The sequence below is a fragment of the Pseudomonas sp. CCI4.2 genome (assembly GCF_034350045.1).
Lineage (GTDB): Bacteria > Pseudomonadota > Gammaproteobacteria > Pseudomonadales > Pseudomonadaceae > Aquipseudomonas.
The window spans coordinates 2,983,292-3,006,415 of sequence record NZ_CP133781.1 but is presented as its reverse complement, the minus strand read 5'-3'; the positions used below and the strand labels follow the sequence as shown (position 1 = coordinate 3,006,415).

Below are 23,124 nucleotides of genomic sequence, written 5' to 3'. Positions count from 1 at the left end.
TATGTGCGCGATTTTAACGGTTACGACGGGCTAACGCACCGCCCAAAAGACCTGTAAGACAACCAATGATCAGTCCACCCACATGGGCGCCGTTGGCAATGGCACCAAAGCCCAGCATGCTGATCAGGCCCGAAATGCACAGCACCAGCCACACCAGCATCATCACCAGCACGCCGCGTGGCAGCCGATAAATCGGGTTCGGCGCCAGCATCTGGTAGATCCAGCAATGACCGAGCAACGCGTAAAGAACTCCCGACAGGCCACCAAACAAGGTCGGCCCGCTGTACCAATATTGCGCGTAATTGGACACGGCGCTGAACACCAGGGTCAGGCCAAGCAAGTGCCAACTGCCCTGACGCAATTCAATCCTGCGCCCCAGCTCCCAAAACCACATGCCGTTCATGGCCAAGTGCAGGACGCCGAAATGCACCAGCATCGGCGTCACGATGCGCCACCACTGTCCGGCAGCGAGGCTGCTGGACAACGGCGTGTACTGGATGTAATCGCCATGCACGCTGAAATCGAGAAACGTCAGCCAACTGAGGCTTTCAAGGTTTTCACCAAAGAGGGTAACGCCCGCAACAATCAAACTCAGCAGTAACACCAGGGTCGTGACCGGACTGTTACGCAATTGCTGAACGATGCCAGGCCTAGCGGGGGTCGTACGGTGTTCAGCAGCTGGCAGTTCAAAAGACGGGTCGCCTTCGGGAAAGCGCTGATACAGCGAGCGAATGTCGTCAGCCAATTGCGGGTCAAGCACCCACAGCACTTGCTCGCTGCCGTCTTCACTGACGCGATGGGGCACGCGCAAGCGCTGCAACAGACTGACGAAACCACTCAAATCGGTGGCCAATGGCAGACGAAATACGGCAACAGCACTCATTGCGAAGCCTCAGGACGTTCGACGTCGACCCAGACAAATTTATGCGGGTCGATCTGGGTTTCCTGGTCCAGCCGATAGGCGACCAGTTTGCCGTAAAGCACCGCGCTGTAATCCAGACAGGCCAGGTTAGGCCGTATGGGCGCGGGATGACCGCTGCGCCAATAGTGGCCGACGAACAACATGGGTTCGCCGCTGCCATAACGCAACAAGGCGCTTTTTTCGGTGGAGGTTAACGGCGTCTTCGCCACCAGCTCAGGCAACGCATCGGGTTGAAACACCACGTCGCCGTAGGTTTGCGGGTCGTCTTCCCAGAACTTGGTGCGGAAGAAGGCGCGGGTCAGACCATCGCCACCCGTCAGCGTCAAGCCGTGGGGCAGGCGCATGTCGGTGCCCCGTAACAAACGATCAAAGACGTTGGCGGCGAAACTGCCCGCCTCTGCAGACGCCTGGACGAAGGCCTCGTCGATACAACCATTGCTGTGCAGCGCCCGCAGTGGCTCGATCAAATCTGCGTCCCAACAGGCGTGAACCATGCGGAAACGCCCGGCATCAATGAACAGCGGCAGCTCGTAGAACCAAGCGAGAAAGTCATGCCAGTCCGCGGGGTGTTGCTCGAACTGAGTCAGGGTTTCACCCAGTAGCCGAGCGTGACGCGGGGTGTGTTCGCGGACGAATTGCTTGTCGGTGCCCGGCAGGGCCGGCGTGCTCCAACCCAACGCGTTGAATTCGTGGTTACCCATGATGCAGCGCGCCTGGCCGGCCTCGACCATGCCGTGGACAATGTGCAGCGCTTCGCGAATTCGCGGGCCACGATCAATGATGTCGCCCAGAAACAGAGCGATACGTTCAGGGTGGCGCCACACGCCCGCCTGAAAACGGTAACCGAGGGTGTCGAGCAAGTGCTCAAGCGTGTGAGCACAGCCGTGCACGTCTCCGATCAGGTCATAACCACGCGCGGGATCGAGCATCAGTCGCCTCCACCACCGAGCCGGCTGCCCCAGCCGAGCTTGGTGCGGCAAACTTCGTAATAGTTGTGATCGAGGGGATGGATCAGCCGCAGTTTTTGCGGCTTTTTGCTGACGGTGATGGTGTCACCGGGCGCGCAGCTGAAGTGGTTCTGACCGTCACAAGAGACCTGTGGATAAATCTGCATGTTTTTCGACACGACGATTTTCAGCTCGCTGTTGCCATCCACCACAATCGGCCTGCCCGACAAGGTGTGGGGGTACATCGGCACGATGACAATGGCGTCGAGTTTGGGGTGCATGATCGGGCCGCCCGCCGACAACGCGTAGGCGGTCGAACCGGTGGGCGTGGCGACGATCAAGCCGTCGGCCTTTTGGCTGCAGACGAATTGACCGTCGATATAGATCTCGAATTCGATCATGCGCGTCGATTTGCCGGGGTGCAGCACCACATCGTTCAGCGCGTCGCCCTGCCCGATGGCTTCACCATGGCGCCGGACTTCGGCTTGTAGCAGGAAGCGGTTCTCCACCAAATAGTGGCCGTCGAGCACTTCGGCGACTTTCACTTCCAGTTCGTCGGGACGAATATCGGTGAGAAACCCCAGGCTGCCGCGGTTGATCCCCAGCACCGGCACATTGTGCCGCGCCAACGCCCGCGCGGCGCCCAGCAGGCTGCCGTCACCGCCGACGACTATCACCATGTCGCAGACTTCCCCGAGCATTTTGCGCGTCGAGGTTTGCAATCCATGGCCCGGCAGGACTTCGGCAATGGTGTCCTCAAGGATCACATGCATGTGCCGCTCAAGCAGAAACGCCTTCAGGCGGCGCACGGTATCGAGCACCTGCGAACTGCCTAGGCGACCGATGATGCCGATATTGCGAAATTGCTCCATGGGGCTCCTGCGAAATTCGATGCGACTCAAAGAGAGCGATTATGGGTGAAAGGCCTGCCCAGCGGCAAACCAACACCGAGTATTTCGTGAAGAACCTCTGTAGGAGCCAACGTGTTGGCTACTTCAGATCACCAGACGCGCCAGCCAGGGCAACACCAGCTATTCTCGGACCATGACTTTGTTCCCCAGCTTACTCGACCTCCCCCGCCAACTGCGCCATCCCGAAGTGCGCGATCTGGCGTGGGTGATCCTCGCGCCGCCGATGCTCAGCCAGACGCCATGGCCGCAACGCCATCCGTTGACCGGCAGTGATTGGGTGCAGGCCCCGCAACGCCTCGCCGATTGGCTATTGCGCCTTGATCAGGACAGCGGCGCCCTCAATCATTGGCTGGCGTTGGGCGCGACCCGCCGTTTGGGCCTGTATTACGAACGACTTTGGCAGTTTGCCGTGCATCAAGCCCCCGGCGTTGAACTGATAACGGCCAACCTGCCGATCCGTGTGGCCGGGCATACGCTGGGTGAGCTGGACATGTTGCTGCGTGACGGTGACGGTGTGCATCACGTGGAATTGGCGATCAAACTCTATCTGGGGCCGCAAGCAGGCAATGGCAAGGACCCGGCGCAATGGCTGGGGCCGGGTTGCCACGACCGGCTGGACCGTAAACTGGCCCATTTGAGCGAGCATCAATTGCCGATCTCGGCGCGACCGGAGAGTCGCGAGGTGTTAGCCGCATTGGGCATCACGCTCCTTAGCGCAGAACTGTGGCTCGGAGGGTACCTACTCTATCCATGGCCCGGCCATGCGCAACCGCCGTTTGGGGTGCACGGTCAGCATTTGAACGGCCGATGGCTGCATCAGCGGGATTGGCCGGCGTTTATTGCGCAAAGCCCGGTTGGCCGCTGGCAACCGCTGCCGCGTCATGCCTGGCTGGCACCCGCGCACTACCGCGAAGAACAGACGTGGCACAACGATCAACTGAGCGATTGGCTCAGCCAACTCGACCCACTGGCCCCGGCGCAACTACTGGTGAGGTTGAGCGAAAATCAAGCCGGTGAGTGGGAAGAGGCCGAGCGGCTGTTCCTGGTCTCGGATCAATGGCCGAACCTTGGGGATACGACCAACACCATCAGTTCAGTGGCGTTGGCGCGTTAACCGCAAACACATCCCGCAAGGGCCAACGTGTTGGCTCCTGCAGATTTAGCGATCTACACCTGTTTGGTATTGGGCAACAACGCGGTAAATATTCCCAGCAGCGGCAGGAACGAGCACAGCGTGTAGACGTAGATAATGCCTTTTATGTCCGCCAGATAACCCAGTAATGCCGCGCCAATCCCGCCGAAGCCGAACATCAACCCAAAGAACACCCCGGCAATCATGCCAACGTTACCCGGCACCAGTTCCTGCGCGAACACGACAATGGCAGAGAACGCCGACGCCAGGATAAAGCCAATGATCACGCTCAACACGGTGGTCCAAAACTGGTCCGCGTAAGGCAGCATCAAGGTGAAGGGCGCCACGCCGAGGATCGAAAACCAGATCACTGTTTTACGGCCTACTTTGTCACCAATCGGGCCGCCAAAGAACGTACCGGCTGCCACCGCGCCAAGGAACAGAAACAAATGCAGCTGCGAAGTGGCCACCGACATATCGAATTTCTGGATCAGGTAGAAGGTGTAATAACTGGTGAAGCTGGCCATGTAGAAATACTTGGAGAACACCAGAAACCCGAGTACCGCCAGCGCCGCAATCACTCGATTTTTCGACAGACCATGGGTTGCTTTCTGCCCGGCTTTTAGCTTGAACAAGTTCAAGTGCGCCTTGTACCAACGGCTGATGGCGTACAGCAAACCGATGGCGAACACCGCGATCAGCCCGAACCAGGCGATATGGCCCTGACCAAACGGAATAATGATTGCCGCTGCCAGTAACGGCCCGAACGCCGAGCCGGTGTTACCGCCCACTTGAAAGGTCGACTGCGCCAGACCGAAACGCCCACCCGAGGCCAGACGAGCAATGCGCGACGCCTCTGGGTGGAAAGTCGAAGAGCCGATGCCAATCAGCGCCGATGCCAACAGGATCAGCGGAAAGCTGCCGACCATCGACAGCATCAAAATACCCAGCAATGTGCAGAGAGCGCCTGCGGGTAACAGCAGCGGGTTCGGATGGCGATCCGTGTAATAACCAACCCAAGGCTGCAACAGCGAAGCCGTGACTTGAAACGTCAGCGTAATCAAACCGACCTGGGTGAAAGTCAGGCCGTAATTGGCCTTGAGCATCGGGTAGATCGACGGCAGTACTGACTGAATCAAGTCGTTGATCAAGTGCGCCAACGCCACCGCACCAATGATGCGCATGACCAATGGGCTGCTTTGCGTTGAAGCCGCCGGGGGTATCGCGCTCGACTGAGCGTTTGTGAGAGCCATGGAGTTCATCCGTCTAAATGGACATGCGCGTTGCAAGGCTTTGCAAAGTTCGGACATCAGCGCTTGGGGCGCCAATGTGCCACTTTTTAGCGCGTTAATGCCATTTTTTGTTGCAGACCTTGACCGTCTTCACCTTCTGGGCCGTGCAAGGATATTGTCGACGTTTCCGGCAACGCCATGCCGCCGATCAATGCCAGCACGCTAACCGCCATCAGGTAAAACGCTGGAGAGAGGTTGCTGCCAGTCGAGGTAATTAACCATGTAGCCATTAACGGCGCGGTGCCGCCGAAGATCGTGTAGGCCATGTTGTAGGTGATCGCCGAGGCGGTGTAACGGGTACGGGTAGGAAACGTCTCTGACAGCAGGGCTGCTGTGACCACACCACACAACACCGCGCCGACGGCCAGCAGCATCACGCCGACAATCGAGGCGATGAACGATCCCGAACTGGCCATCAAAAACGCGGGATAGACCACCACCAGCAACAGCACGCCCGCACTGGCCATGGTTGCGCGACGCCCTACCCGGTCGGAAAACGCACCCGCCAATGGACAAATGGCTGCCGCAAAAATCAAGGCAATCACCGACACCAACAACGCCGAAGCACGGCTGAGCCCGCCCGCGACTTGCAGGTAAGTGGCGAAGTAGGTGGTGAACATATAGAACGACAACGCCGTCAGCGAAACGAACGCCCCTAGGCAACAGATAGCAGCGCCGTGGGTTTTCAGGGTTTCGCGCAAGGGCGAGTGCGCCACCGCGTGTTCTTCGGCGACGGCTTTGAACGCCGGGGTTTCATCCAGTTTCCAGCGCAAGTACAAACCCACCAGGCCCAACGGCGCGGCAATGAGGAACGGCAAGCGCCAGCCCCAACTGCTCATGGCCTCCAACGACAACGAAGACTCCAGCGCGTAGGCCACCACCGCCGCACTGGCGAAGGCAGAAAAGGTCGACACCGGAACGAAGCTGCCATACCAAGCCCGCTCGGTGCGCGGCGCGTGCTCCATCAAATAGGCGCAAGCCCCGGCGTATTCGCCACCGGCAGAAAAACCCTGAACACAGCGAATAGTGGTCAAAAGCACCGGCGCCAAAACGCCGATGGCGGCGTAACTTGGCAGTACACCAATCAAGGTCGTGGCGCCGGCCATCAACAAGATGGTCAAGGCCAAGGTTTTCTTGCGACCCACTCGGTCACCGAGCATGCCGAAAAAGATGCCGCCCAATGGCCGAAACGCAAAAGCCACGGCAAACACCGCGAAGGTTTTCAACAGCGCTGCGCTGGCGTCGCCACTGGGGAAAAACTGCTGGGCAATGGTCGTTGCCAAAAAGCCATACACGGCGAAATCGAACCATTCGACAAAGTTGCCAATGGCCGCCGCACAGATCACACGTCTCAAGGTGGCAGGGTCTACCCGCGTCATTGCTTGGGTTGTCATGCTGGCCTCGGCGCGCTCGTTAGGAAGGTATCGATTATCGGGATCATGTTGGGAGGGGCTGATCTGAAACTGCCCTCCACATGTCAAACACCGACCCGATGCAGGTCAATGGCCGCAGGATTCGTGCCATGCGCTTTAGCGCTCGGTCCGTGCCGCCATCCCCCTTCGCCCCTGCAAACCACCGGTATGCACAAAGATCAGCCGCGTGCCTGAGGGAAACATTCCCGCCGCGACCCGATCATGCAGCGCCAACAGCGCTTTGCCGGTGTACAGCGGCTCTAACGGCAAACCGCTTTCGGCTTCGCTGGCGGCGATGAAGCCCAGCAAGTGCGGATCGGTTTTGGCGAACCCGCCGCGACTGGCGTCAAGCAGGTGGTAACCCATGCTGGCGTGTCCAAGTATCGCGGCGACGTTTTGCGCCACACCGTGATCATCCGGCACGGCCAGCGCGCCGTAGATCGGGTGCGCGGCGTTTTCGGCCAATACCAATCCAGCAAGCGTGGTGCCAGTGCCTGCCGCCAACCACCAACCGTGATAATCGCTCCAGCCTAATTGGCTGATCTGCTCCTGTACCTGATTCAGTAATGACGCACAACCCAAGGCACCGGGCAGGCCACCGCCGCCTTCTGGAATCGGATGCAACTGCGGATAGCGTTCTTGCCATGGCAACCAAAAGCCCGGCGCGTGGCGTTCGCGATAACCGGCGTAACCCAACCAATGCACGCGCATGCCGAACGCCATCAAATCGTTGACCGTCGGCGTGTCGAGCGCATGCCCGCGCAACAGGCCCACCGTGGGAAAGCCGAAGCGTTTGCCTGCAGCGGCCAACGCGTGCAAATGGTTGGAATGCGCACCGCCCAAACTGATCACGCCCTCGGCCCCGGCCTGTGCAGCGGCGGTCAGGTGATGGGTCAACTTGAACCATTTGTTGCCGGAGATCAGCGGGTCGATGAGGTCCAGGCGCAAAACCGCCACCTCGATGCCTGCTCGCTTTAGCCACGGCAGATGCAAGGGTTCGAGGGGTGCGTTGGGCGGGTTGGGAATTGCTGGGAACATGGTGGTGGAGTTTACAGAAAGCGGCCATCTGTAGGCGCCAACGTGTTGGCGAGAGGTTTTACGCGGTCAACCTGACACGGCGCCTCGCCAACACGTTGGCTCCTACAGATTTTGGTGCGGAGTCTTACAGCTCCGCAGCCAAACGCGAGCCCTGATTGATCGCCCGCTTGGCATCCAGTTCAGCGGCAATGTCTGCGCCGCCGATCAGGTGGACATTCTGGCCAGCCTCGATCAACCCGTCATACAGCTCACGCAACGGGTCCTGCCCCGCGCAAATAACGATGTTATCCACAGGCAAAATCTGCGGCTCGCCTTCGCCAACACGAATGTGCAGGCCCGCGTCGTCGATGTTCAGGTATTCGACGCCGTTGAGCATTTGCACGTGCTTGTTCTTCAAGCCGGTGCGGTGAATCCAGCCAGTGGTTTTACCCAAGCCATCGCCGACTTTGGAGGCCTTGCGCTGCAACAGGAACACCTGACGCGCAGGCGCATGCGGTTCGGCTTTGATACCGGCTACGCCACCTCGGGCTTCCAGAGCAACGTCGATGCCCCACTCTTTCCAGAATGCCGTGCGGTCGAGGCTGGTAGAGACGCCTTGATGCACCAGGTATTCGCAGACGTCGAAGCCAATTCCCCCGGCACCAATCACCGCGACGCTTTTGCCGACGGGTTTGCGTTCCAGAATCACGTCGAGGTAATTCAGCACCTTGGCATGCTCAACACCGGGAATGGCCGGCGTACGTGGCGCGATACCCGTGGCCAAAATAATCTCGTCGTACCCCGCCCCGACCAAATCGCTGACCGCTACCCGCGTATTCAGGCACACCTCAACCCCAGTGGTTTGCAGCTTGCGCGCAAAATAACGCAGGGTTTCAGAGAACTCTTCTTTGCCCGGCACACGTTTGGCGATGTTGAACTGCCCGCCGATTTCGCTGGCCGAATCAAACAATGTCACCTGATGCCCACGCTCTGCAGCCACTGTCGAAGCCGCCAACCCCGCAGGGCCAGCACCAATGACGGCGATTTTTTTGATCTGCTTGGTCGGCACGTAATTGAGTTCAGTTTCGTGACACGCCCTTGGGTTGACCAGGCAACTGGTGAGTTTGCCGCCGAAGGTGTGGTCGAGGCAGGCTTGGTTGCAGCCGATACAGGTGTTGATTTCGTCGCTGCGCCCGGCGGCGGCTTTGTTGACGAAGTCTGCGTCCGCCAGAAACGGCCGCGCCATGGAAACCATATCAGCGTCGCCTTCGCTGAGGACCTGCTCGGCGACTTCCGGGGTGTTGATGCGGTTGGTGGTGATCAGTGGGATCTTCACCGCGCCGCGCAATTTGGCCGTGACTTTGCTGAAGGCAGCGCGCGGTACTTTGGTGGCGATGGTCGGAATCCGTGCCTCGTGCCAGCCGATACCGGTATTGATGAGGGTCGCGCCCGCCTGCTCAATGGCTTGCGCCAGCTGCACGACTTCCTCCCAGACGCTACCGCCGGCGACCAGGTCCAGCATCGACAGGCGGAAAATGATGATGAAATTCGGGCCTACGGCCTCACGCACACGGCGGACGATTTCCACCGCCAGGCGCATGCGATTTTCATAACTGCCACCCCAACGGTCGGTACGGTGGTTGGTATGGGCGGCCAGGAACTGGTTAATGAAATAACCTTCCGAGCCCATGATTTCAACACCGTCGTACTCGGCGATTTGCGCCAGGGTCGAACAGGTGACGAAATCCTGAATCTGTTTCTCGATGCCTTCCTCGTCCAGCTCTTTAGGCTTGAACGGATTGATCGGCGCCTGAATCGCGCTCGGTGCCACTTGTTTCGGGCTGTAGGCATAACGCCCAGCATGAAGGATCTGCATGCAGATCTTGCCGCCCGCTTCGTGCACTGCCTGGGTGACGATACGGTGTTTTTCCGCCTCTTCCATCGTGGTCAGCTTGGCTGCCCCGGAATACACTCCACCCTCGTCGTTGGGGCCGATACCACCGGTGACGATCAGACCGACACCGCCGCGCGCACGCTCGGCAAAATAAGCCGCCATGCGTTCGAAACCACCTGGTTTTTCTTCAAGACCGGTGTGCATCGAACCCATTAGAGTGCGGTTGCGCAACGTGGTAAAGCCGAGGTCCAGCGGGGCCAACAAATGCGGGTAAAGGGCGGCGGACATAGAAACTCCATCGAGCGTGATCACGGGATGCGGGGGCCCTCAATGGGACCGCCGTCAATTATTCAGGCCTTAGGGAAACGTGCGAAAGCTGCACCCGTTCGCCCCACCTGTTCATGACCCCGACATTAAAGAGCCAACCGACCACACTCAATGACTGAAAGTGACAACTTATTGATCCAATCGTACAGCGACGCTTGGCAAGTGCCGCTCACCGCCCTACCCTAGTCAGCAAACCTCGCACACGGCAGCTCTCTGTGTCCCCCTTACGCAAAACCTTCAATTTCATCGTTGGTCTGCTGCTGATTACGATGATCATCAGCTATGCCGTCTGGACCGGGCAGCGCCCCGTGAGCCTGTATCTTTCCGATTTGCGCATTGAACTGACGGTGAATGAAGGTCAGCCAGGTGATAACGGCAATTTGCTGGGGATTCAGCCGGACCTGTCGCCCAGCGATTATCAAAGTCCCGAACACCTGCAGCGAAAACTTGCGGCCTATTTGCAGCAGGCTCGCGATCACGGCTTGATCAACCGCAAAACCATCGTGATCCTGCCTGAGCATGTCGGCACGTGGTTGTTTGTCAGCGGCGAAAAGGATCAGCTGTATCAAGCGACCACGCTTCAGGAAGCCATGAATTGGCTGTCGGTGAGTAACCCGCTGCGATTCCTTCGCGCGCTGTCTCAGGCCAAGGGCCGCAACCGATTCGACGATGCCTATTTGCGCATGAACGCCCGGTCTATGGCCAGGGATTACCAAGCGCTGTTTGGTGGCTTGGCCAAAACCTTTGGCGTGACCGTGGTGGCCGGCTCGATTGTGCTGCCAGACCCCAGCGTCAAGGCCGGCCAACTGCATGTAGGCTCCGGCGCGCTGTACAACAGCAGCGTAGTGTTTGGTAGTGACGGCTTGCCCATTGGCCAACCGCAGCGTCAGGTGTACCCCAACTTCACCGAGCGTAACTACATCAAACCGGCAGCGAGTGCCGATTTAAAGGTCATCGACACACCCGCCGGGCGGCTTGGGGTATTGGTCGGCAGCGACAGCTGGTACCCAGGCAATTACGCGCAGTTGAACGCTAAAGGCGCCGAATTGATCGCCGTTCCGGCTTTTGTGGTGGGCAACGGTCTGTGGTCGAAACCGTGGCGGGGGTTGCGCAGCGCATCGACACCTGCCGAAATACGCCTCAAGCCCGGAGAGACCAGCGAAGGCGACGCTTGGCACCAATTGACCCTGACGGGCGTTGAGCCGAGCAGTACTGCGCGTGCGGGTCTCAGTGTGTTCATGCGCGGTCAGTTCTGGGATCAAGGCAGCTCGGGTCACAGTTTTGCCAGTCGCCATAGCCTGACCGGTGCCGATCAATTCAGCGACGATCAGCCGGGGCATATCGCTCGCCTGATCAACCTGTGGCTGTAAGCCGATGAATCCACCACGGGTGCGTTTAGGCGACTTATCAGTCGGCTTTGTTCACAACTTGGCGGACGCCGTACGCAGTTATGACCAAGACCCGCAGCCCCTGCTCGAACAGTACGGCTTGGACCCCGCACGCTTGGCGGAGCCCGGCGCTCGGCTGTCGATCCCGCGTTACATGCGCCTGGGGCATGCGGCGATCCAACTGACTGGCGAGCCGGGGTTAGGGTTGCGCATGGGTCAGTTGAGCCGCATCAGCCAAGCCGGGTTGGCTGGCGTCACCGCCGCCCAAGCGCCCACGGTGCGTGAAGCGGCCCGCTGTCTGATTCGTTTTGAGGCGTTGTATGGCGCCAACTATCGCGGGCACTCCAGTTTCCATGAGGACGCCCGTGGAGCTTGGTTGCGTTTCTACTCCATCAGCCCCTACAACGCCTACAACCGCTTCGTCGTGGACTCGATTCTGGCCAGCTGGATTCAGCAGCTGTCGAACCTAGCTGGCCAACCTTTGCTGGTTGAAAAAATTGAAATCGAGTTTTCGGAGCCGCTCTACGTCGAGGCCTACCGCTACTTGAGCGACAACTCGGTGAGCTTCGGCGCTGAAATGAACCAGTTGCGCTTGAGCCAAACAAGCTTGGCGCTGCGTAACCCGGACCATTGCCCCAGCACGTGGCGGCATCTGCTGTTGCTGTGTGAAAAGGAATTGGAGCAACTGACTCGCACCCGAAGCCTGCGTGAACGCATCATTCAGTTACTTGGGCCGCTGTTGAGCGGAGGGCGGGAACCCGATCTGGAGGAAGTGGCCGCTCGGCTAAAGCTGCCGACTTGGACCTTACGCCGCAAATTGGCCGAAGAAGGCACCCAGTTTCGAGCCATTTTGAATGACACGCGCCGAGACTTGGCGATGACCTACATCCGCGACACTGAACTGGCCTTCGGAGAAATAGCTTACTTGTTGGGCTTTGCCTCCGCTGAGGCGTTTCAACGTGCGTTCAAGCGCTGGAACGAGCAAACCCCAGGAGAGTTCCGCCGCAGCCAACGTCAAGCCGGTTGACGCCTACAGCTCAGTAGCGTCGTCGGCGGGTTCTACTGGGTCCAGCTCCGAAGCCCGGTACTCAAGCAGTTCTTCTTGATACTCATCCATTGCATTCACCTTTTTATTGAATTTAAACCGTTGAATGACTGACCACGGCCTCCACCTTAAAGTGCCCACGTGACGAAAAAATGAATACGCCTGATCTGACATCTTCGCGAAAGGGTCTATCGGTACACCGGATCCCAGCTTGACTCGCCCACCGTATCCGGAATACCTTCGGGCCATGAATTCAACTCAGCACTTCGTCGGCCAGATTATTATTACCGCCATTCCTATCTTGGCGGGCTAGCTGACGTTTGCACCCAACCCGCACACGAGGCGGGTTTTTCTTCTGTCTCCTGGGCCACACAGCTCGTACTTGGAGTCAGACATGTCACCGCCCCGCGATCCCGACCTGCTCAAGCAGTACGTCAAAAAAATCCTCACCTCGCGCGTTTACGACGTAGCCGTAGAAACTCCGTTGCAGACCGCCCGCCAGCTGTCCGAGCGCCTCGGCAACACGGTGCTGCTCAAGCGCGAAGACTTGCAGCCGGTGTTCTCGTTCAAGATTCGCGGCGCTTACAACAAGCTCACCCTGCTTAGCGACACCGAACGGGCACGCGGGGTAGTCACGGCGTCGGCGGGCAATCACGCGCAAGGCTTGGCATTGGCGGCCAAGGTGCTGGGCGTCAAAGCCACCATCGTCATGCCCAAAACCACCCCCGAGATCAAGGTCGAAGGCGTGCGCTCCCGGGGCGGCATCGTGGTGTTGCACGGCGACTCGTTCCCCGAAGCACTGGCATTTTCGCTGAAACTGGTCGATGAAAAAGGCTACGTCTACGTTCACCCATACGACGATCCCGACACCATCGCCGGACAAGGCACCGTGGCGATGGAGATTCTGCGTCAGCAGCCGGGCCGTCTTGACGCGATTTTCGTACCGGTGGGCGGCGGTGGTTTGATCGCGGGCATCGCGGCCTACGTCAAGTACCTGCGCCCGGACATCAAGGTCATCGGTGTTGAACCGGACGATTCCAATTGCCTGCAAGCGGCGATGGCTGCGGGTGAGCGCGTGGTGCTGAGCCAGGTCGGATTGTTCGCCGACGGCGTGGCGGTGGCGCAGATCGGCCAGCATACCTTTGATATCTGCAAAGATTATGTCGACGAAGTGATCACCGTCAGCACCGATGAAATCTGTGCGGCGATCAAGGACATCTACGACGATACCCGCTCGATCACCGAGCCTGCGGGTGCGCTGGGCGTGGCCGGGATCAAGAAATACGTCGAGCTGTACGGCGTCAGCGGGCAAACATTGGTCGCCATCGACTCGGGTGCCAACGTCAACTTCGACCGTCTGCGCCACGTGGCCGAGCGTGCCGAGCTGGGCGAAGGCCGCGAAGCAATCATTGCCGTGACCATTCCCGAAAAGCCGGGCAGCTTCAAGGCGTTCTGCGAAGCCATCGGCAAACGCCAGATCACCGAATTCAACTACCGCTACCACACCGACCGCGAAGCACACATCTTCGTTGGCGTGCAAACCCACCCGGACACCGACCCTCGTGCCGCGCTGCTGGCCAGCCTGACCGAGCAGGGTTTTCCGGTGTTGGACTTGACCGATAACGAGCTGGCGAAACTGCACATTCGGCACATGGTCGGCGGCCACGCGGCACGGGTCAGTGATGAAGTGGTGTTGCGCTTCGAATTCCCAGAGCGTCCGGGCGCGCTGTTCAACTTCCTCAACAAACTCGGCGGGCAGTGGAATATTTCGATGTTCCACTACCGCAATCACGGCGCGGCGGACGGTCGTGTTGTCGCTGGTTTGGTGGTGCCGGAAGACGAACGGCACCTGATTCCGGCGGCGTTGGCGGAAATCGGCTATCCGCATTGGGATGAAAGCGAGAACCCGGCGTACACGATGTTTCTTGGATAGCACCCATGAAAAAGCCGCTGGACAATGACGTCTCAGCGGCTGTTTTCCCTCATTGCGTTTACGGTGTAGTCGTTTTTTCCGTCGCAGCGGGTGTTGGTACTGATGCTGGCGCTGCGTCTGGAGTCAGGGTCGGGGTCGGTGTCGGGGCCGGTGTCGGGGCCGGTGTCGCCGCAGGTTCCGCTGCTGGAGCAGGAACCGGCGCTGGCGTAACGACTTCTGCCTTGATCGCAGCAGGCTCAGCCGGCGCTGCAACTGGCTCGCTGGTTTCAGCCGCAGGCGCCGCTTCAGGGGCCGGCTCTTTTACTGCAGTAGGCACGGGGGCGGCGGGTTTGCTTTCAGCCAACGCGGCTGCCGGCGTCGCAGCGTGAGCCACAGGCTCAGGCATGCCCAGATCAGCTTTCGGTTTCTCAGGGATGTTCGCCGCTTTTTTCACGTCAGGCGGCAAGAAGTTTTCCACCAACCCGAAGAACCGGTCATAGAACTTGGGTGATGCCACCGTCTCGCTGGCCACCTTGACCATGGAATCGTCGGTCGACCCGATAGGCATCGACACCGAACCCAGCACGCCTACACCGAGGCTCGCGGAGTTATTGACCTTCTTCAGCGCATAGCGATCCTGCAGGGCGTTGGCGAACATCGTGGCGCCTTTGGCCGTACCATCCGCTGCGCAGACCACGCTAAAGCTGATCTCCATGTGGGTTTCGCCCGTTTGCTGGAAGCTTTTGTGCCCACTGATCACTTTCGGGTCATTGCTGGTGATGATGTAGCCTTGGCTAAGCAAGGCTCGACGCGCCGCCTCGCAGGAGGCAGCGTCGGAGACTGGGTAAGTTCTTGAAAACGTCCCCGAATCGTCGAAATTTTCATGCTCATACACCGCCTGTTTGGGCGATGAGCAGCCTGCGGCGGCCAGCAGGGCCGTGGCCCAGCATGCGGTACGAAAGCGCGGTAATTTAGACATTCAAAATCCTGGGAGAAAAAACTGTAGATCTGAAACGCGGGGGTAAGTCTGCATCAAGGTTGGCGCGTGATCAACGCCGTTCGGAAACACGGTCGATCCTGGCTGACGGTTGGGATTCTACACAGCAATGTCCGTGTCGGTCGGAATACAAATCACGGAAACTAAAAAACCCGCACTAGGCGGGCTTTTCAGCGCATCGATGGCTCACGAATGAACCCTCAACACATGTATGGCGCAGCGGACGGGACTCGAACCCGCGACCCCCGGCGTGACAGGCCGGTATTCTAACCGACTGAACTACCGCTGCGTGTTGCTCGGACTTGCATCCGATGTACCCTTTTTCGAAACAGGCCTTCGAGTGCCTGCTTCAGTGAAACCCTAAAAGGACCGCTCTGTGAGCGTTCCAGTCTCAGACCGTACAAGCCGATCTGAAAAATATGGCGCAGCGGACGGGACTCGAACCCGCGACCCCCGGCGTGACAGGCCGGTATTCTAACCGACTGAACTACCGCTGCGCATTGTTGGATTTTCATCCAGCTTTCTTGCGAAAGCCTCAAGAAGTGGTGGGTGATGACGGGATCGAACCGCCGACCCGCTGCTTGTAAGGCAGCTGCTCTCCCAGCTGAGCTAATCACCCTTTGCTTCGTTGAGGCCGCGAAATTTACGTGGGTATCGAACCTAAGTCAATAGCCCCGTTGAAGTTTTTTTTGAAATCAGCCTGAAACCAGCTTCCAGTGACAAGCCTCAAGCGGCAAGTTAAAAGCAGGACGCACTCTGCTTCTAGCTTGCTGCTTACCGCGTGAAGCTTGCAGCTTGTCACTTAAGGCTTATCGCTGATGTAAGACATCTTTTTCGTCATCCCGCCGTCGACGACAAATTCCTGTCCCGTGACGAAGCCAGCGTTTTTCGACAGCAGCCAGGCCACCATCGCCGCCACGTCCTCGACGGTTCCTACCCTGCCCGCCGGGTGCTGAGCATGGTCGGCGTCCGACAGCGGCTCTGCGCGACGCACCGACGGGTCGCGGGCATCGATCCAGCCGGGGCTGACCGCGTTGACTCGGATCTCTGGCCCCAGGCTGATGGCCAACGCGTGCGTAAGGGCCAACAGGCCGCCCTTGCTCGCGGCGTAAGCTTCCGTGTCCGGTTCAGACTGCGCGGCTCGGGTCGAGGTCAAGTTGACGATGGCGCCACCGTGCGCACGCAGGTAGGGCGCGCAGTGTTTGGCCAATAACATGGGTCCACTGAGGTTGACCGCTAATACGCGGTTCCAGTACGACAGGGTCAGCGTTTCAAGAATGGTATTGTGCGGGTCAGCCACCGCAGCGTTGCAGACCAACGCGTCAAGCCGGCCGAACTGCCCAAGCACTTCGGCTATCCCGGCTTTGACTTGCTCTTCACTGGCGACGTCCATGGCGATGAACCAAGCGTTCTCGCCCAGTACCTGCGACACTTTCACGCCGCGGTCACGGTCAAGGTCCGTCAGGACCACCTGCCAGTTTTCGGAAATCAGCCACGCGGCGATGCCCAAACCGATGCCCCGCGCCGCCCCCGTGACCAAAGCGACCTTGCCATTACTGGCACTGGTCGCTTGCACGGCCCAATCACTCACAACGCCGCCAGACCACGCGCCAGATCAGCCTGCAGATCGGCAACGTCTTCAAGGCCAACCGCAACCCTGATCAAGCTGTCTAGAATACCGGCCGCTGCACGCTCTTGTGGCGCCAAGCGTCCGTGGGAAGTAGTACTTGGGTGGGTAATGGTGGTTTTAGTGTCGCCCAAGTTGGCCGTGATCGAAATCAGCCGCGTAGCATCGATAAAGCGCCAGGCACCCTCTTTGCCGCCTTTGACTTCAAAGCTGACCACCGCACCAAAGCCCTTTTGCTGACGCTTGGCCAACTCATGCTGCGGATGGCTTTGAAGGCCCGCGTAGTGGACTTTTTCGATGCCGTCTTGTTGCTCAAGCCATTCGGCCAATAGCAGCGCGCTGGCGCAGTGAGCCCGCATGCGCAGGTTCAAAGTCTCCAGCCCTTTGAGGAAAATCCAGGCATTGAACGGGCTTAACGTCGGCCCAGCGGTACGCAGGAAACCGACCACTTCCTTCATTTGCTCGGTGCGACCGGCAACCACCCCACCCATGCAACGGCCTTGGCCATCGATGAATTTGGTGGCCGAGTGCATCACGATGTCAGCACCCAGCAGCAGTGGCTGTTGCAGTGCCGGCGTACAGAAGCAGTTATCGACCACCAACATCGTACCTTTGGCGTGGGCGACTTCGGCCAACGCGGCGATGTCCACCAACTCGGCCAACGGATTGGACGGTGATTCGACGAACAGCAATTTGGTGTTGGCCTTGATGGCTGCGTTCCAGCCGGACACATCAGCCAGCGGGACGTAATCCACTTCAATGCCAAAGCGCTTGAAGTACTTCTCGAACAAGCTAATGGTCGAACCGAAGACACTGCGCGACACCAGCACATGATCGCCAGCGCTGCACAGGCTCATGACGATGGCCAGAATGGCTGCCATACCCGTCGCTGTCGCAACTGCTTGTTCAGCGCCCTCAAGGGCCGCGATGCGCTCTTCGAAGGAACGCACGGTCGGATTGGTGTAGCGCGAGTAGACGTTGCCCGGCACTTCGCCCGAGAACCGTGCCGCTGCGTCTGCGGCACTGCGAAACACATAGCTGGAGGTGAAAAACATCGGGTCCCCATGCTCACCTTCCGGCGTGCGATGCTGACCCGCACGCACAGCGAGGGTGTCGAAACCCACGCCGTCGAGATCACTGTCTAGCCGACCGGCATCCCATTCGTGAGTCATGCCGCCTACTCCTTTAGTTGTTGTACAGATCGATAATGGCGCTGACCGCTTGGGTCTTGACCTTGGACGCATCGTTACGCGCCTGCTCAATCTTATTCAGGTAGAGCTCGTCGATATCGCCCGTGACGTACTCGCCATTGAACACCGAGCAATCGAAACTATCGATTTTAACCTTGCCGCCGCCTACCGCTTCGATCAGGTCGCTTAAGTCCTGATAGATCAACCAGTCAGCACCGATCAGATCGGCCACGTCCTGGGTGGTGCGGTTATGCGCAATCAACTCGTGAGCGCTCGGCATGTCGATACCATAAACGTTCGGGTAGCGAACAGCAGGTGCCGCCGAGCAGAAATAGACATTCTTGGCGCCCGCTTCCCGGGCCATCTGAATGATCTGCTTGCACGTAGTGCCACGCACAATGGAGTCATCCACCAGCATCACGTTTTTACCGCGAAATTCCAGCTCAATAGCGTTGAGCTTCTGGCGTACGGATTTTTTCCGTGCGGCCTGCCCCGGCATGATGAATGTGCGACCGATGTAGCGGTTTTTGACAAAACCTTCGCGGAATTTCACACCCAAGTGATTCGCCAGTTCCAGCGCAGCGGTGCGGCTGGTGTCTGGAATCGGGATCACAACGTCGATGTCGTGTTGAGGACGCTCACGAAGGATTTTGTCTGCCAATCGCTCGCCCATGCGCAGACGCGCCTTATAAACCGAAATACCATCGATGATCGAATCCGGACGCGCCAGGTACACGTGTTCGAAAATGCACGGTGAGTATTTCGGATTTTTGGCGCACTGACGGGTGTGCAGCTTGCCGTCTTCAGTGATGTAAACCGCTTCGCCCGGCGCCAGATCGCGGATCAGGGTGAAGCCGAGGACGTCCAGCGCCACGCTTTCCGAGGCGATCATGTATTCGACGCCGCCGTCGGTATGACGCTGACCGAAGACGATCGGACGGATGGCGTCCGGGTCACGGAAGCCGACGATGCCATAACCGGTGATCATCGCAACCACGGCGTAACCGCCACGACAACGGTGGTGCACGTCGCTTACGGCAGCAAACACGTCTTCTTCAGTCGGTTGCAGCTTGCCGCGCTGGGCCAGTTCGTGGGCGAAAATGTTGAGCAAAACTTCCGAGTCGGAGTTGGTGTTGACATGGCGCAGGTCAGATTCGTAAATCTCCTTGGCCAACTGCTCGACGTTGGTCAGGTTGCCGTTGTGGGCCAACGTGATGCCGTATGGAGAGTTCACATAAAACGGTTGAGCTTCGGCCGACGTCGAGCTGCCCGCCGTGGGATAGCGCACATGGCCGATGCCCATGTGGCCGACCAAGCGCTGCATATGGCGCTGGTGGAACACATCACGGACCAGCCCATTGTCCTTGCGCAGGAATAACCGGCCGCCGTGGCTGGTTACAATACCGGCAGCGTCCTGGCCGCGGTGCTGGAGGACGGTTAGCGCGTCATACAGCGCCTGATTGACGTTCGACTTGCCGACGATACCGACGATGCCACACATGCGACACAACCCCTACTGAGTGAAACGGGAAATACCGGGCACTTCTTACGGCTTTGCAGACGGTAAGAGGTGATCCTTGAACGGCAGATCAACCGGCAGGCTGATACCGCTGGCTAGCCACTTACTGGAGAAACCCAGAATCAGGTTTTTCGACCAGTCCGCGACCAATAGAAATTGTGGCAGCAGTTTCGACTGCTGCCACCATTGATCTTGCTGTACCGGCCCCAGGCTCAACAGCCCTGCCGCTACAACCACCAGCAAGCCCCCGCGCGCAGCGCCGAAGACCATGCCCAGAAAACGATCGGTCCCGGAAAGCCCGGTGACGCGAATCAGTTCGCCGATAAGAAAATTGACCATGGCGCCTACCAGTAAGGTGGCGACAAAAAGGATGGTGCAGCCCGCGATTACGCGTGCTGAAGGTGTTTCGATATACGTCACAAGGTACTGCGAAAGCGACCCGCCGAACATCCAGGCAACGGCACCGGCGATGATCCAGGTGAGCAGCGACAATGCTTCCTTGACGAAGCCGCGCTTCAAACTAATCAAAGCGGAGATGGCGATGATCGCGATGATCGCCCAATCAACCGGAGTAAATGGCACGTTGCAGCCTGCAGACAGATAAGGCGGCGCATTTTAGCAGAGCGCTTGCCCGCCGGTAAGCAGCGATTACCGACGGGACGCGATTAGACCCATTACTTAGTTACGCTCAGGCTGGAAGCGCACCACAAAACCTTTGAGTTTCTGCTGTTTTCCCAGCTGATCGCGCAATCGATCCGCTTCGGCGCGCTCAATCAACGGCCCCACAAATACGCGATTCATGCCGTCAGAAGAGCGAATATATGCGTTGTAACCTTGAGCCCGCAGCGTTTTCTGCATCGCATCGGCGCTGTCACGATTGGACAAGCTGGCTAACTGCACCGACCAACTGACCGACAGGCCATTGACATCGATGTGGCTGGTGTCTGCCGCCGCAGGCTTGGCCGGGGCCGCAGGCGTTGCAGGCGCAGCTTTGGCGACAGTCGTCTGGGACCTCGAAACAGGGGCGGGCGTCGGCGAGGGTTGCACCACTGGCGTCGCTGCGGTTTGGGCCGGCGAACGGGCCAGCTCTTCATCGCTAGGCACAGGCTCCTGTGGCAAAGCTTGCGGCTCTGGGACCGACACCGGATCAACCTTGATTTGGGTCGTCGTCGGCGCTTGTGGCGTAGACGGCACATCGACGTGTACGCGACGAGTTTCGTCCTGACGTGAAAACAGCATGGGCAAGAAGATCACCGCCAATGCGATCAGCACCAGTGCACCCACCATTCGCTGCTTGAACACGTTATCCAGCAAAGCCATTTGCGACTTCCTCCTTGGCGTGCCGGGCCAGCCATTCCAGGCCCTCGGCAACAGAATAAAAAGATCCGAACAGCAGAATTTCATCTTCAGCCGTCGCGTTGGCACACTGCGCATCCAAGGCCAGCGCAATGCTTGAATAAGACGTTACGTTCGCGCCAAGGTTCTGTAACGCCGCTTGCACGTCACTTACCGCATAACTGCGTGGCGTTGGCAGCGGCGCGACAGCCCACGCCTGAACACTGGAGGTCAGCTCGGTCAGCACACCGGCCAGGTCTTTGTCCGAGAGCAAGCCGAACACCGCCAAACGCTTGCCGCTAACGGGGCGTGCGGCCAGACGCTGGGCCAGGTAATGCGCCGCATGCGGGTTATGACCCACATCCAGCATCAGCTTCAGCGACTTGCCGTGCCAATTGATCTGGCGCCGATCAAGGCGTCCGATCATTCGCGTGCTGCTGAGGGCGGCGCGAATTTTTTCGAAGTCCCAAGACAGATCCAACAGCGCATAGGCCTGCAATGCCAACGCCGCGTTTTCCATGGGCAGATCAAGCAGCGGCAAATCATGTAATTCGATGGATTGACCGAGGGCGTTATGCCCGCGCCACTGCCAAACGCTGTCGCTAACGTCCAGATCGAAATCCCGGCCGCGCAACAAAAACGGGCAATTGAGTTCCTTGGCACGATTGAGCAATGGCGCCGGAGGGTCGATATCTCCACACAGTACGGGACGGCCCTCACGGAAGATTCCGGCTTTTTCGAACGCGACCGACTCACGGGTATCACCCAGCCAATCGGCGTGATCGACACCAATGCTGGTGACCAGCGCCAGATCGGCGTCAACGATATTGACCGTATCCAACCGGCCGCCGAGACCTATTTCAAGCACCACCGCGTCCAACGCCGCGCGCTCAAATAGCCAGAACGCCGCGAGCGTGCCCATTTCAAAGTACGTCAGGGAAACGTCGCCACGAGCGGCTTCCACCGCCGCAAAGGCCTCGCACAATTCGTCGTCGGTGGCTTCAACGCCTTGCACCTGCACTCGCTCGTTGTAACGCAGCAAATGCGGCGAGCTGTAAACACCGACTTTGAGACCCTGCGCCTGGATCAATGAAGCGATAAATGCGCAGGTAGAACCTTTACCATTCGTACCCGTTACCGTGATGACGCGGGGCGCGGGCCGGGTCAACCCCAGCGCTTGCGACACCTGTTGCGAACGCTCCAGCCCCATATCGATGGCCGTAGGGTGCAATTGTTCAAGGTAGGCGAGCCAGTCGCCCAGGGTACGCACCGTCATACGGTGGCCGGGACCGGTGGAACAACAATCGGCTCGATCGGCGCGGCGACGAACTTAGGCGTCGACAGGTTCATGAACTGAGCCAGCAAATTACCCAGGCGCGGACGCAACTCCTGACGATGAACGATCAGGTCGATGGCGCCATGCGCGAGCAGGAACTCGCTGCGCTGGAAACCTTCTGGTAATTTTTCACGTACGGTCTGCTCGATTACACGCGGGCCAGCAAAGCCGATCAGCGCTTTAGGCTCGGCAACAATCACGTCGCCCAACATCGCGAGACTCGCGGACACACCGCCGTATACCGGGTCAGTCAGCACCGAGATAAAGGGCAGGCCTTCTTCACGAAGACGCGCCAGTACGGCGGACGTCTTGGCCATCTGCATCAGCGAAATCAGGGCTTCCTGCATCCGCGCGCCACCGGAAGCGGCGAAACAGATCATTGGGCAACGATTTTCCAGCGCGTAGTTGGCGGCGCGAACAAAACGCTCACCAACGATGGCACCCATCGAACCGCCCATGAACGAGAACTCGAATGCGCACGCCACCACAGGCATGCCCAACAGGGTCCCGCTCATTGAAATCAGGGCATCTTTTTCACCGGTCTGCTTTTGGGCACCTACCAGGCGATCCTTGTACTTTTTGCTGTCGCGAAACTTCAGGCGATCAACCGGCTCCAGATCGGCACCTAGTTCGGCACGGCCGTCAGCGTCAAGGAAGATATTCAGACGCGCACGTGCGCCGATCCGCATGTGGTGATTGCACTTGGGGCAGACGTCCAGGGTCTTTTCCAACTCAGGACGATAAAGCACCGCGTCGCAGGACGGGCACTTATGCCAAAGCCCTTCTGGTACCGAGCTTTTTTTCACCTCGGAACGCATGATCGAAGGGATCAGTTTGTCTACCAACCAGTTGCTCATGCTTTCTTTCTCCAGTACGACGGCTCGAACACGGGCGATTCGAAGCCCCGCGTATGCCCTTAAG

19 protein-coding genes and 3 tRNA genes are annotated in these 23,124 nt (G+C 58.9%); 4 read left to right on the top strand and 18 right to left on the bottom strand.

The window, feature by feature from the left end:
* Nucleotides 1-13 precede the first annotated feature (13 nt).
* From RHM65_RS13670 to RHM65_RS13660, 3 genes are read right to left on the bottom strand one after another with little or no spacing between them, the layout of a single operon-like run.
* The gene (locus RHM65_RS13670; protein WP_322165441.1) at nt 14-883 is read right to left on the bottom strand and encodes a rhomboid family intramembrane serine protease; all 870 of its coding nucleotides are present in this window, start codon (nt 881-883) and stop codon (nt 14-16) included.
* On the bottom strand, nt 880-1,851 hold the full coding sequence (locus RHM65_RS13665; protein WP_322165442.1) for a metallophosphoesterase: 972 nt from the start codon (nt 1,849-1,851) through the stop codon (nt 880-882). Before RHM65_RS13665 ends, RHM65_RS13670 begins: the two co-directional genes overlap by 4 nt.
* Nucleotides 1,851-2,741 (bottom strand): NAD(+) kinase, encoded by an 891-nt coding sequence (locus tag RHM65_RS13660; RefSeq protein ID WP_322165443.1) that lies wholly within the window; start codon nt 2,739-2,741, stop codon nt 1,851-1,853. The genes RHM65_RS13665 and RHM65_RS13660 overlap by 1 nt, the downstream gene beginning before the upstream one ends.
* A 172-nt stretch (nt 2,742-2,913) precedes the next feature.
* On the opposite strand from RHM65_RS13660, the gene RHM65_RS13655 reads away from it, so the two are divergent.
* Nucleotides 2,914-3,894 carry a DUF1853 family protein gene (locus RHM65_RS13655; RefSeq protein WP_322183586.1) on the top strand — a complete coding sequence of 327 codons (981 nt, stop codon included), beginning with the start codon at nt 2,914-2,916 and terminating at the stop codon, nt 3,892-3,894.
* A gap of 53 nt (nt 3,895-3,947) precedes the next feature.
* Here the strand turns inward: RHM65_RS13655 and RHM65_RS13650 are convergent, their stop codons facing one another.
* From RHM65_RS13650 to RHM65_RS13635, 4 genes are all read right to left on the bottom strand, one after another.
* Nucleotides 3,948-5,165, bottom strand: coding sequence for an MFS transporter (locus RHM65_RS13650; protein WP_322183584.1), 1,218 nt, complete (start codon nt 5,163-5,165; stop codon nt 3,948-3,950).
* Between the two features lie 86 nt (nt 5,166-5,251).
* Nucleotides 5,252-6,598 (bottom strand): MFS transporter, encoded by a 1,347-nt coding sequence (locus tag RHM65_RS13645; protein WP_322183581.1) that lies wholly within the window; start codon nt 6,596-6,598, stop codon nt 5,252-5,254.
* 135 nt (nt 6,599-6,733) lie between these two features.
* A complete protein-coding gene (locus tag RHM65_RS13640; RefSeq protein ID WP_322183579.1) occupies nt 6,734-7,654 on the bottom strand; it encodes a 1-aminocyclopropane-1-carboxylate deaminase/D-cysteine desulfhydrase in 921 nt (306 codons plus the stop codon).
* 124 nt (nt 7,655-7,778) lie between these two features.
* Nucleotides 7,779-9,815, bottom strand: coding sequence for an NADPH-dependent 2,4-dienoyl-CoA reductase (locus tag RHM65_RS13635; RefSeq protein WP_322183577.1), 2,037 nt, complete (start codon nt 9,813-9,815; stop codon nt 7,779-7,781).
* Between the two features lie 308 nt (nt 9,816-10,123).
* Between RHM65_RS13635 and RHM65_RS13630 the strand changes: the two genes are divergently transcribed.
* The 3 genes from RHM65_RS13630 to ilvA all read left to right on the top strand — a co-directional run bounded on the left by RHM65_RS13630 (nt 10,124) and on the right by ilvA (nt 14,220).
* On the top strand, nt 10,124-11,224 hold the full coding sequence (locus RHM65_RS13630) for a carbon-nitrogen hydrolase family protein (RefSeq protein ID WP_322185340.1): 1,101 nt from the start codon (nt 10,124-10,126) through the stop codon (nt 11,222-11,224).
* Between the two features lie 4 nt (nt 11,225-11,228).
* Entirely contained in the window at nt 11,229-12,269 is a 1,041-nt protein-coding gene (locus RHM65_RS13625; RefSeq protein WP_322165452.1) for an AraC family transcriptional regulator, read from the top strand.
* A 436-nt stretch (nt 12,270-12,705) separates the two neighbouring features.
* On the top strand, nt 12,706-14,220 hold the full coding sequence (gene ilvA / locus RHM65_RS13620; protein WP_322171055.1) for a threonine ammonia-lyase, biosynthetic: 1,515 nt from the start codon (nt 12,706-12,708) through the stop codon (nt 14,218-14,220).
* Nucleotides 14,221-14,278: 58 nt separating this feature from the next.
* Here the strand turns inward: ilvA and RHM65_RS13615 are convergent, their stop codons facing one another.
* The 11 genes from RHM65_RS13615 to accD form a co-directional block, all read right to left on the bottom strand.
* A complete protein-coding gene (locus tag RHM65_RS13615; RefSeq protein WP_322183575.1) occupies nt 14,279-15,178 on the bottom strand; it encodes a DUF2242 domain-containing protein in 900 nt (299 codons plus the stop codon).
* A gap of 230 nt (nt 15,179-15,408) precedes the next feature.
* Nucleotides 15,409-15,485 (bottom strand) — tRNA-Asp (locus RHM65_RS13610).
* A gap of 131 nt (nt 15,486-15,616) precedes the next feature.
* Nucleotides 15,617-15,693 (bottom strand) — tRNA-Asp (locus RHM65_RS13605).
* A gap of 46 nt (nt 15,694-15,739) precedes the next feature.
* Nucleotides 15,740-15,815, bottom strand: a tRNA-Val gene (locus RHM65_RS13600).
* 183 nt (nt 15,816-15,998) lie between these two features.
* Complete coding sequence (locus RHM65_RS13595) at nt 15,999-16,772, bottom strand: SDR family oxidoreductase (RefSeq protein ID WP_322185338.1); 774 nt, start codon at nt 16,770-16,772, stop codon at nt 15,999-16,001.
* Nucleotides 16,773-16,783: 11 nt separating this feature from the next.
* On the bottom strand, nt 16,784-17,995 hold the full coding sequence (locus tag RHM65_RS13590) for an O-succinylhomoserine sulfhydrylase (RefSeq protein ID WP_322165456.1): 1,212 nt from the start codon (nt 17,993-17,995) through the stop codon (nt 16,784-16,786).
* A 13-nt stretch (nt 17,996-18,008) separates the two neighbouring features.
* On the bottom strand, nt 18,009-19,514 hold the full coding sequence (gene purF / locus RHM65_RS13585) for an amidophosphoribosyltransferase (protein WP_322165457.1): 1,506 nt from the start codon (nt 19,512-19,514) through the stop codon (nt 18,009-18,011).
* A gap of 45 nt (nt 19,515-19,559) precedes the next feature.
* Nucleotides 19,560-20,114 carry a CvpA family protein gene (locus tag RHM65_RS13580; protein WP_322165458.1) on the bottom strand — a complete coding sequence of 185 codons (555 nt, stop codon included), beginning with the start codon at nt 20,112-20,114 and terminating at the stop codon, nt 19,560-19,562.
* Between the two features lie 96 nt (nt 20,115-20,210).
* The gene (locus RHM65_RS13575) at nt 20,211-20,852 is read right to left on the bottom strand and encodes an SPOR domain-containing protein (protein WP_322165459.1); all 642 of its coding nucleotides are present in this window, start codon (nt 20,850-20,852) and stop codon (nt 20,211-20,213) included.
* Nucleotides 20,836-22,143, bottom strand: coding sequence for a bifunctional tetrahydrofolate synthase/dihydrofolate synthase (gene folC, locus RHM65_RS13570; RefSeq protein ID WP_322183573.1), 1,308 nt, complete (start codon nt 22,141-22,143; stop codon nt 20,836-20,838). The genes RHM65_RS13575 and folC overlap by 17 nt, the downstream gene beginning before the upstream one ends.
* On the bottom strand, nt 22,140-23,060 hold the full coding sequence (accD, locus tag RHM65_RS13565) for an acetyl-CoA carboxylase, carboxyltransferase subunit beta (protein WP_322183571.1): 921 nt from the start codon (nt 23,058-23,060) through the stop codon (nt 22,140-22,142). Before accD ends, folC begins: the two co-directional genes overlap by 4 nt.
* Between the last annotated feature and the right edge of the window lie 64 nt (nt 23,061-23,124).

Bases quoted from the DNA above. Each gene is read 5' to 3' on its own strand.
- RHM65_RS13670 (WP_322165441.1), bottom strand. From the start codon at position 883: ATGAGTGCTGTTGCCGTATTTCGTCTGCCATTGGCCACCGATTTGAGT.
- RHM65_RS13665 (WP_322165442.1), bottom strand. From the start codon at position 1,851: ATGCTCGATCCCGCGCGTGGTTATGACCTGATCGGAGACGTGCACGGC.
- RHM65_RS13660 (WP_322165443.1), bottom strand. From the start codon at position 2,741: ATGGAGCAATTTCGCAATATCGGCATCATCGGTCGCCTAGGCAGTTCG.
- RHM65_RS13655 (WP_322183586.1), top strand. From the start codon at position 2,914: ATGACTTTGTTCCCCAGCTTACTCGACCTCCCCCGCCAACTGCGCCAT.
- RHM65_RS13650 (WP_322183584.1), bottom strand. From the start codon at position 5,165: ATGGCTCTCACAAACGCTCAGTCGAGCGCGATACCCCCGGCGGCTTCA.
- RHM65_RS13645 (WP_322183581.1), bottom strand. From the start codon at position 6,598: ATGACAACCCAAGCAATGACGCGGGTAGACCCTGCCACCTTGAGACGT.
- RHM65_RS13640 (WP_322183579.1), bottom strand. From the start codon at position 7,654: ATGTTCCCAGCAATTCCCAACCCGCCCAACGCACCCCTCGAACCCTTG.
- RHM65_RS13635 (WP_322183577.1), bottom strand. From the start codon at position 9,815: ATGTCCGCCGCCCTTTACCCGCATTTGTTGGCCCCGCTGGACCTCGGC.
- RHM65_RS13630 (WP_322185340.1), top strand. From the start codon at position 10,124: ATGATCATCAGCTATGCCGTCTGGACCGGGCAGCGCCCCGTGAGCCTG.
- RHM65_RS13625 (WP_322165452.1), top strand. From the start codon at position 11,229: ATGAATCCACCACGGGTGCGTTTAGGCGACTTATCAGTCGGCTTTGTT.
- RHM65_RS13615 (WP_322183575.1), bottom strand. From the start codon at position 15,178: ATGTCTAAATTACCGCGCTTTCGTACCGCATGCTGGGCCACGGCCCTG.
- RHM65_RS13590 (WP_322165456.1), bottom strand. From the start codon at position 17,995: ATGACTCACGAATGGGATGCCGGTCGGCTAGACAGTGATCTCGACGGC.
- purF (WP_322165457.1), bottom strand. From the start codon at position 19,514: ATGTGTGGCATCGTCGGTATCGTCGGCAAGTCGAACGTCAATCAGGCG.
- RHM65_RS13575 (WP_322165459.1), bottom strand. From the start codon at position 20,852: ATGGCTTTGCTGGATAACGTGTTCAAGCAGCGAATGGTGGGTGCACTG.
- folC (WP_322183573.1), bottom strand. From the start codon at position 22,143: ATGACGGTGCGTACCCTGGGCGACTGGCTCGCCTACCTTGAACAATTG.
- accD (WP_322183571.1), bottom strand. From the start codon at position 23,060: ATGAGCAACTGGTTGGTAGACAAACTGATCCCTTCGATCATGCGTTCC.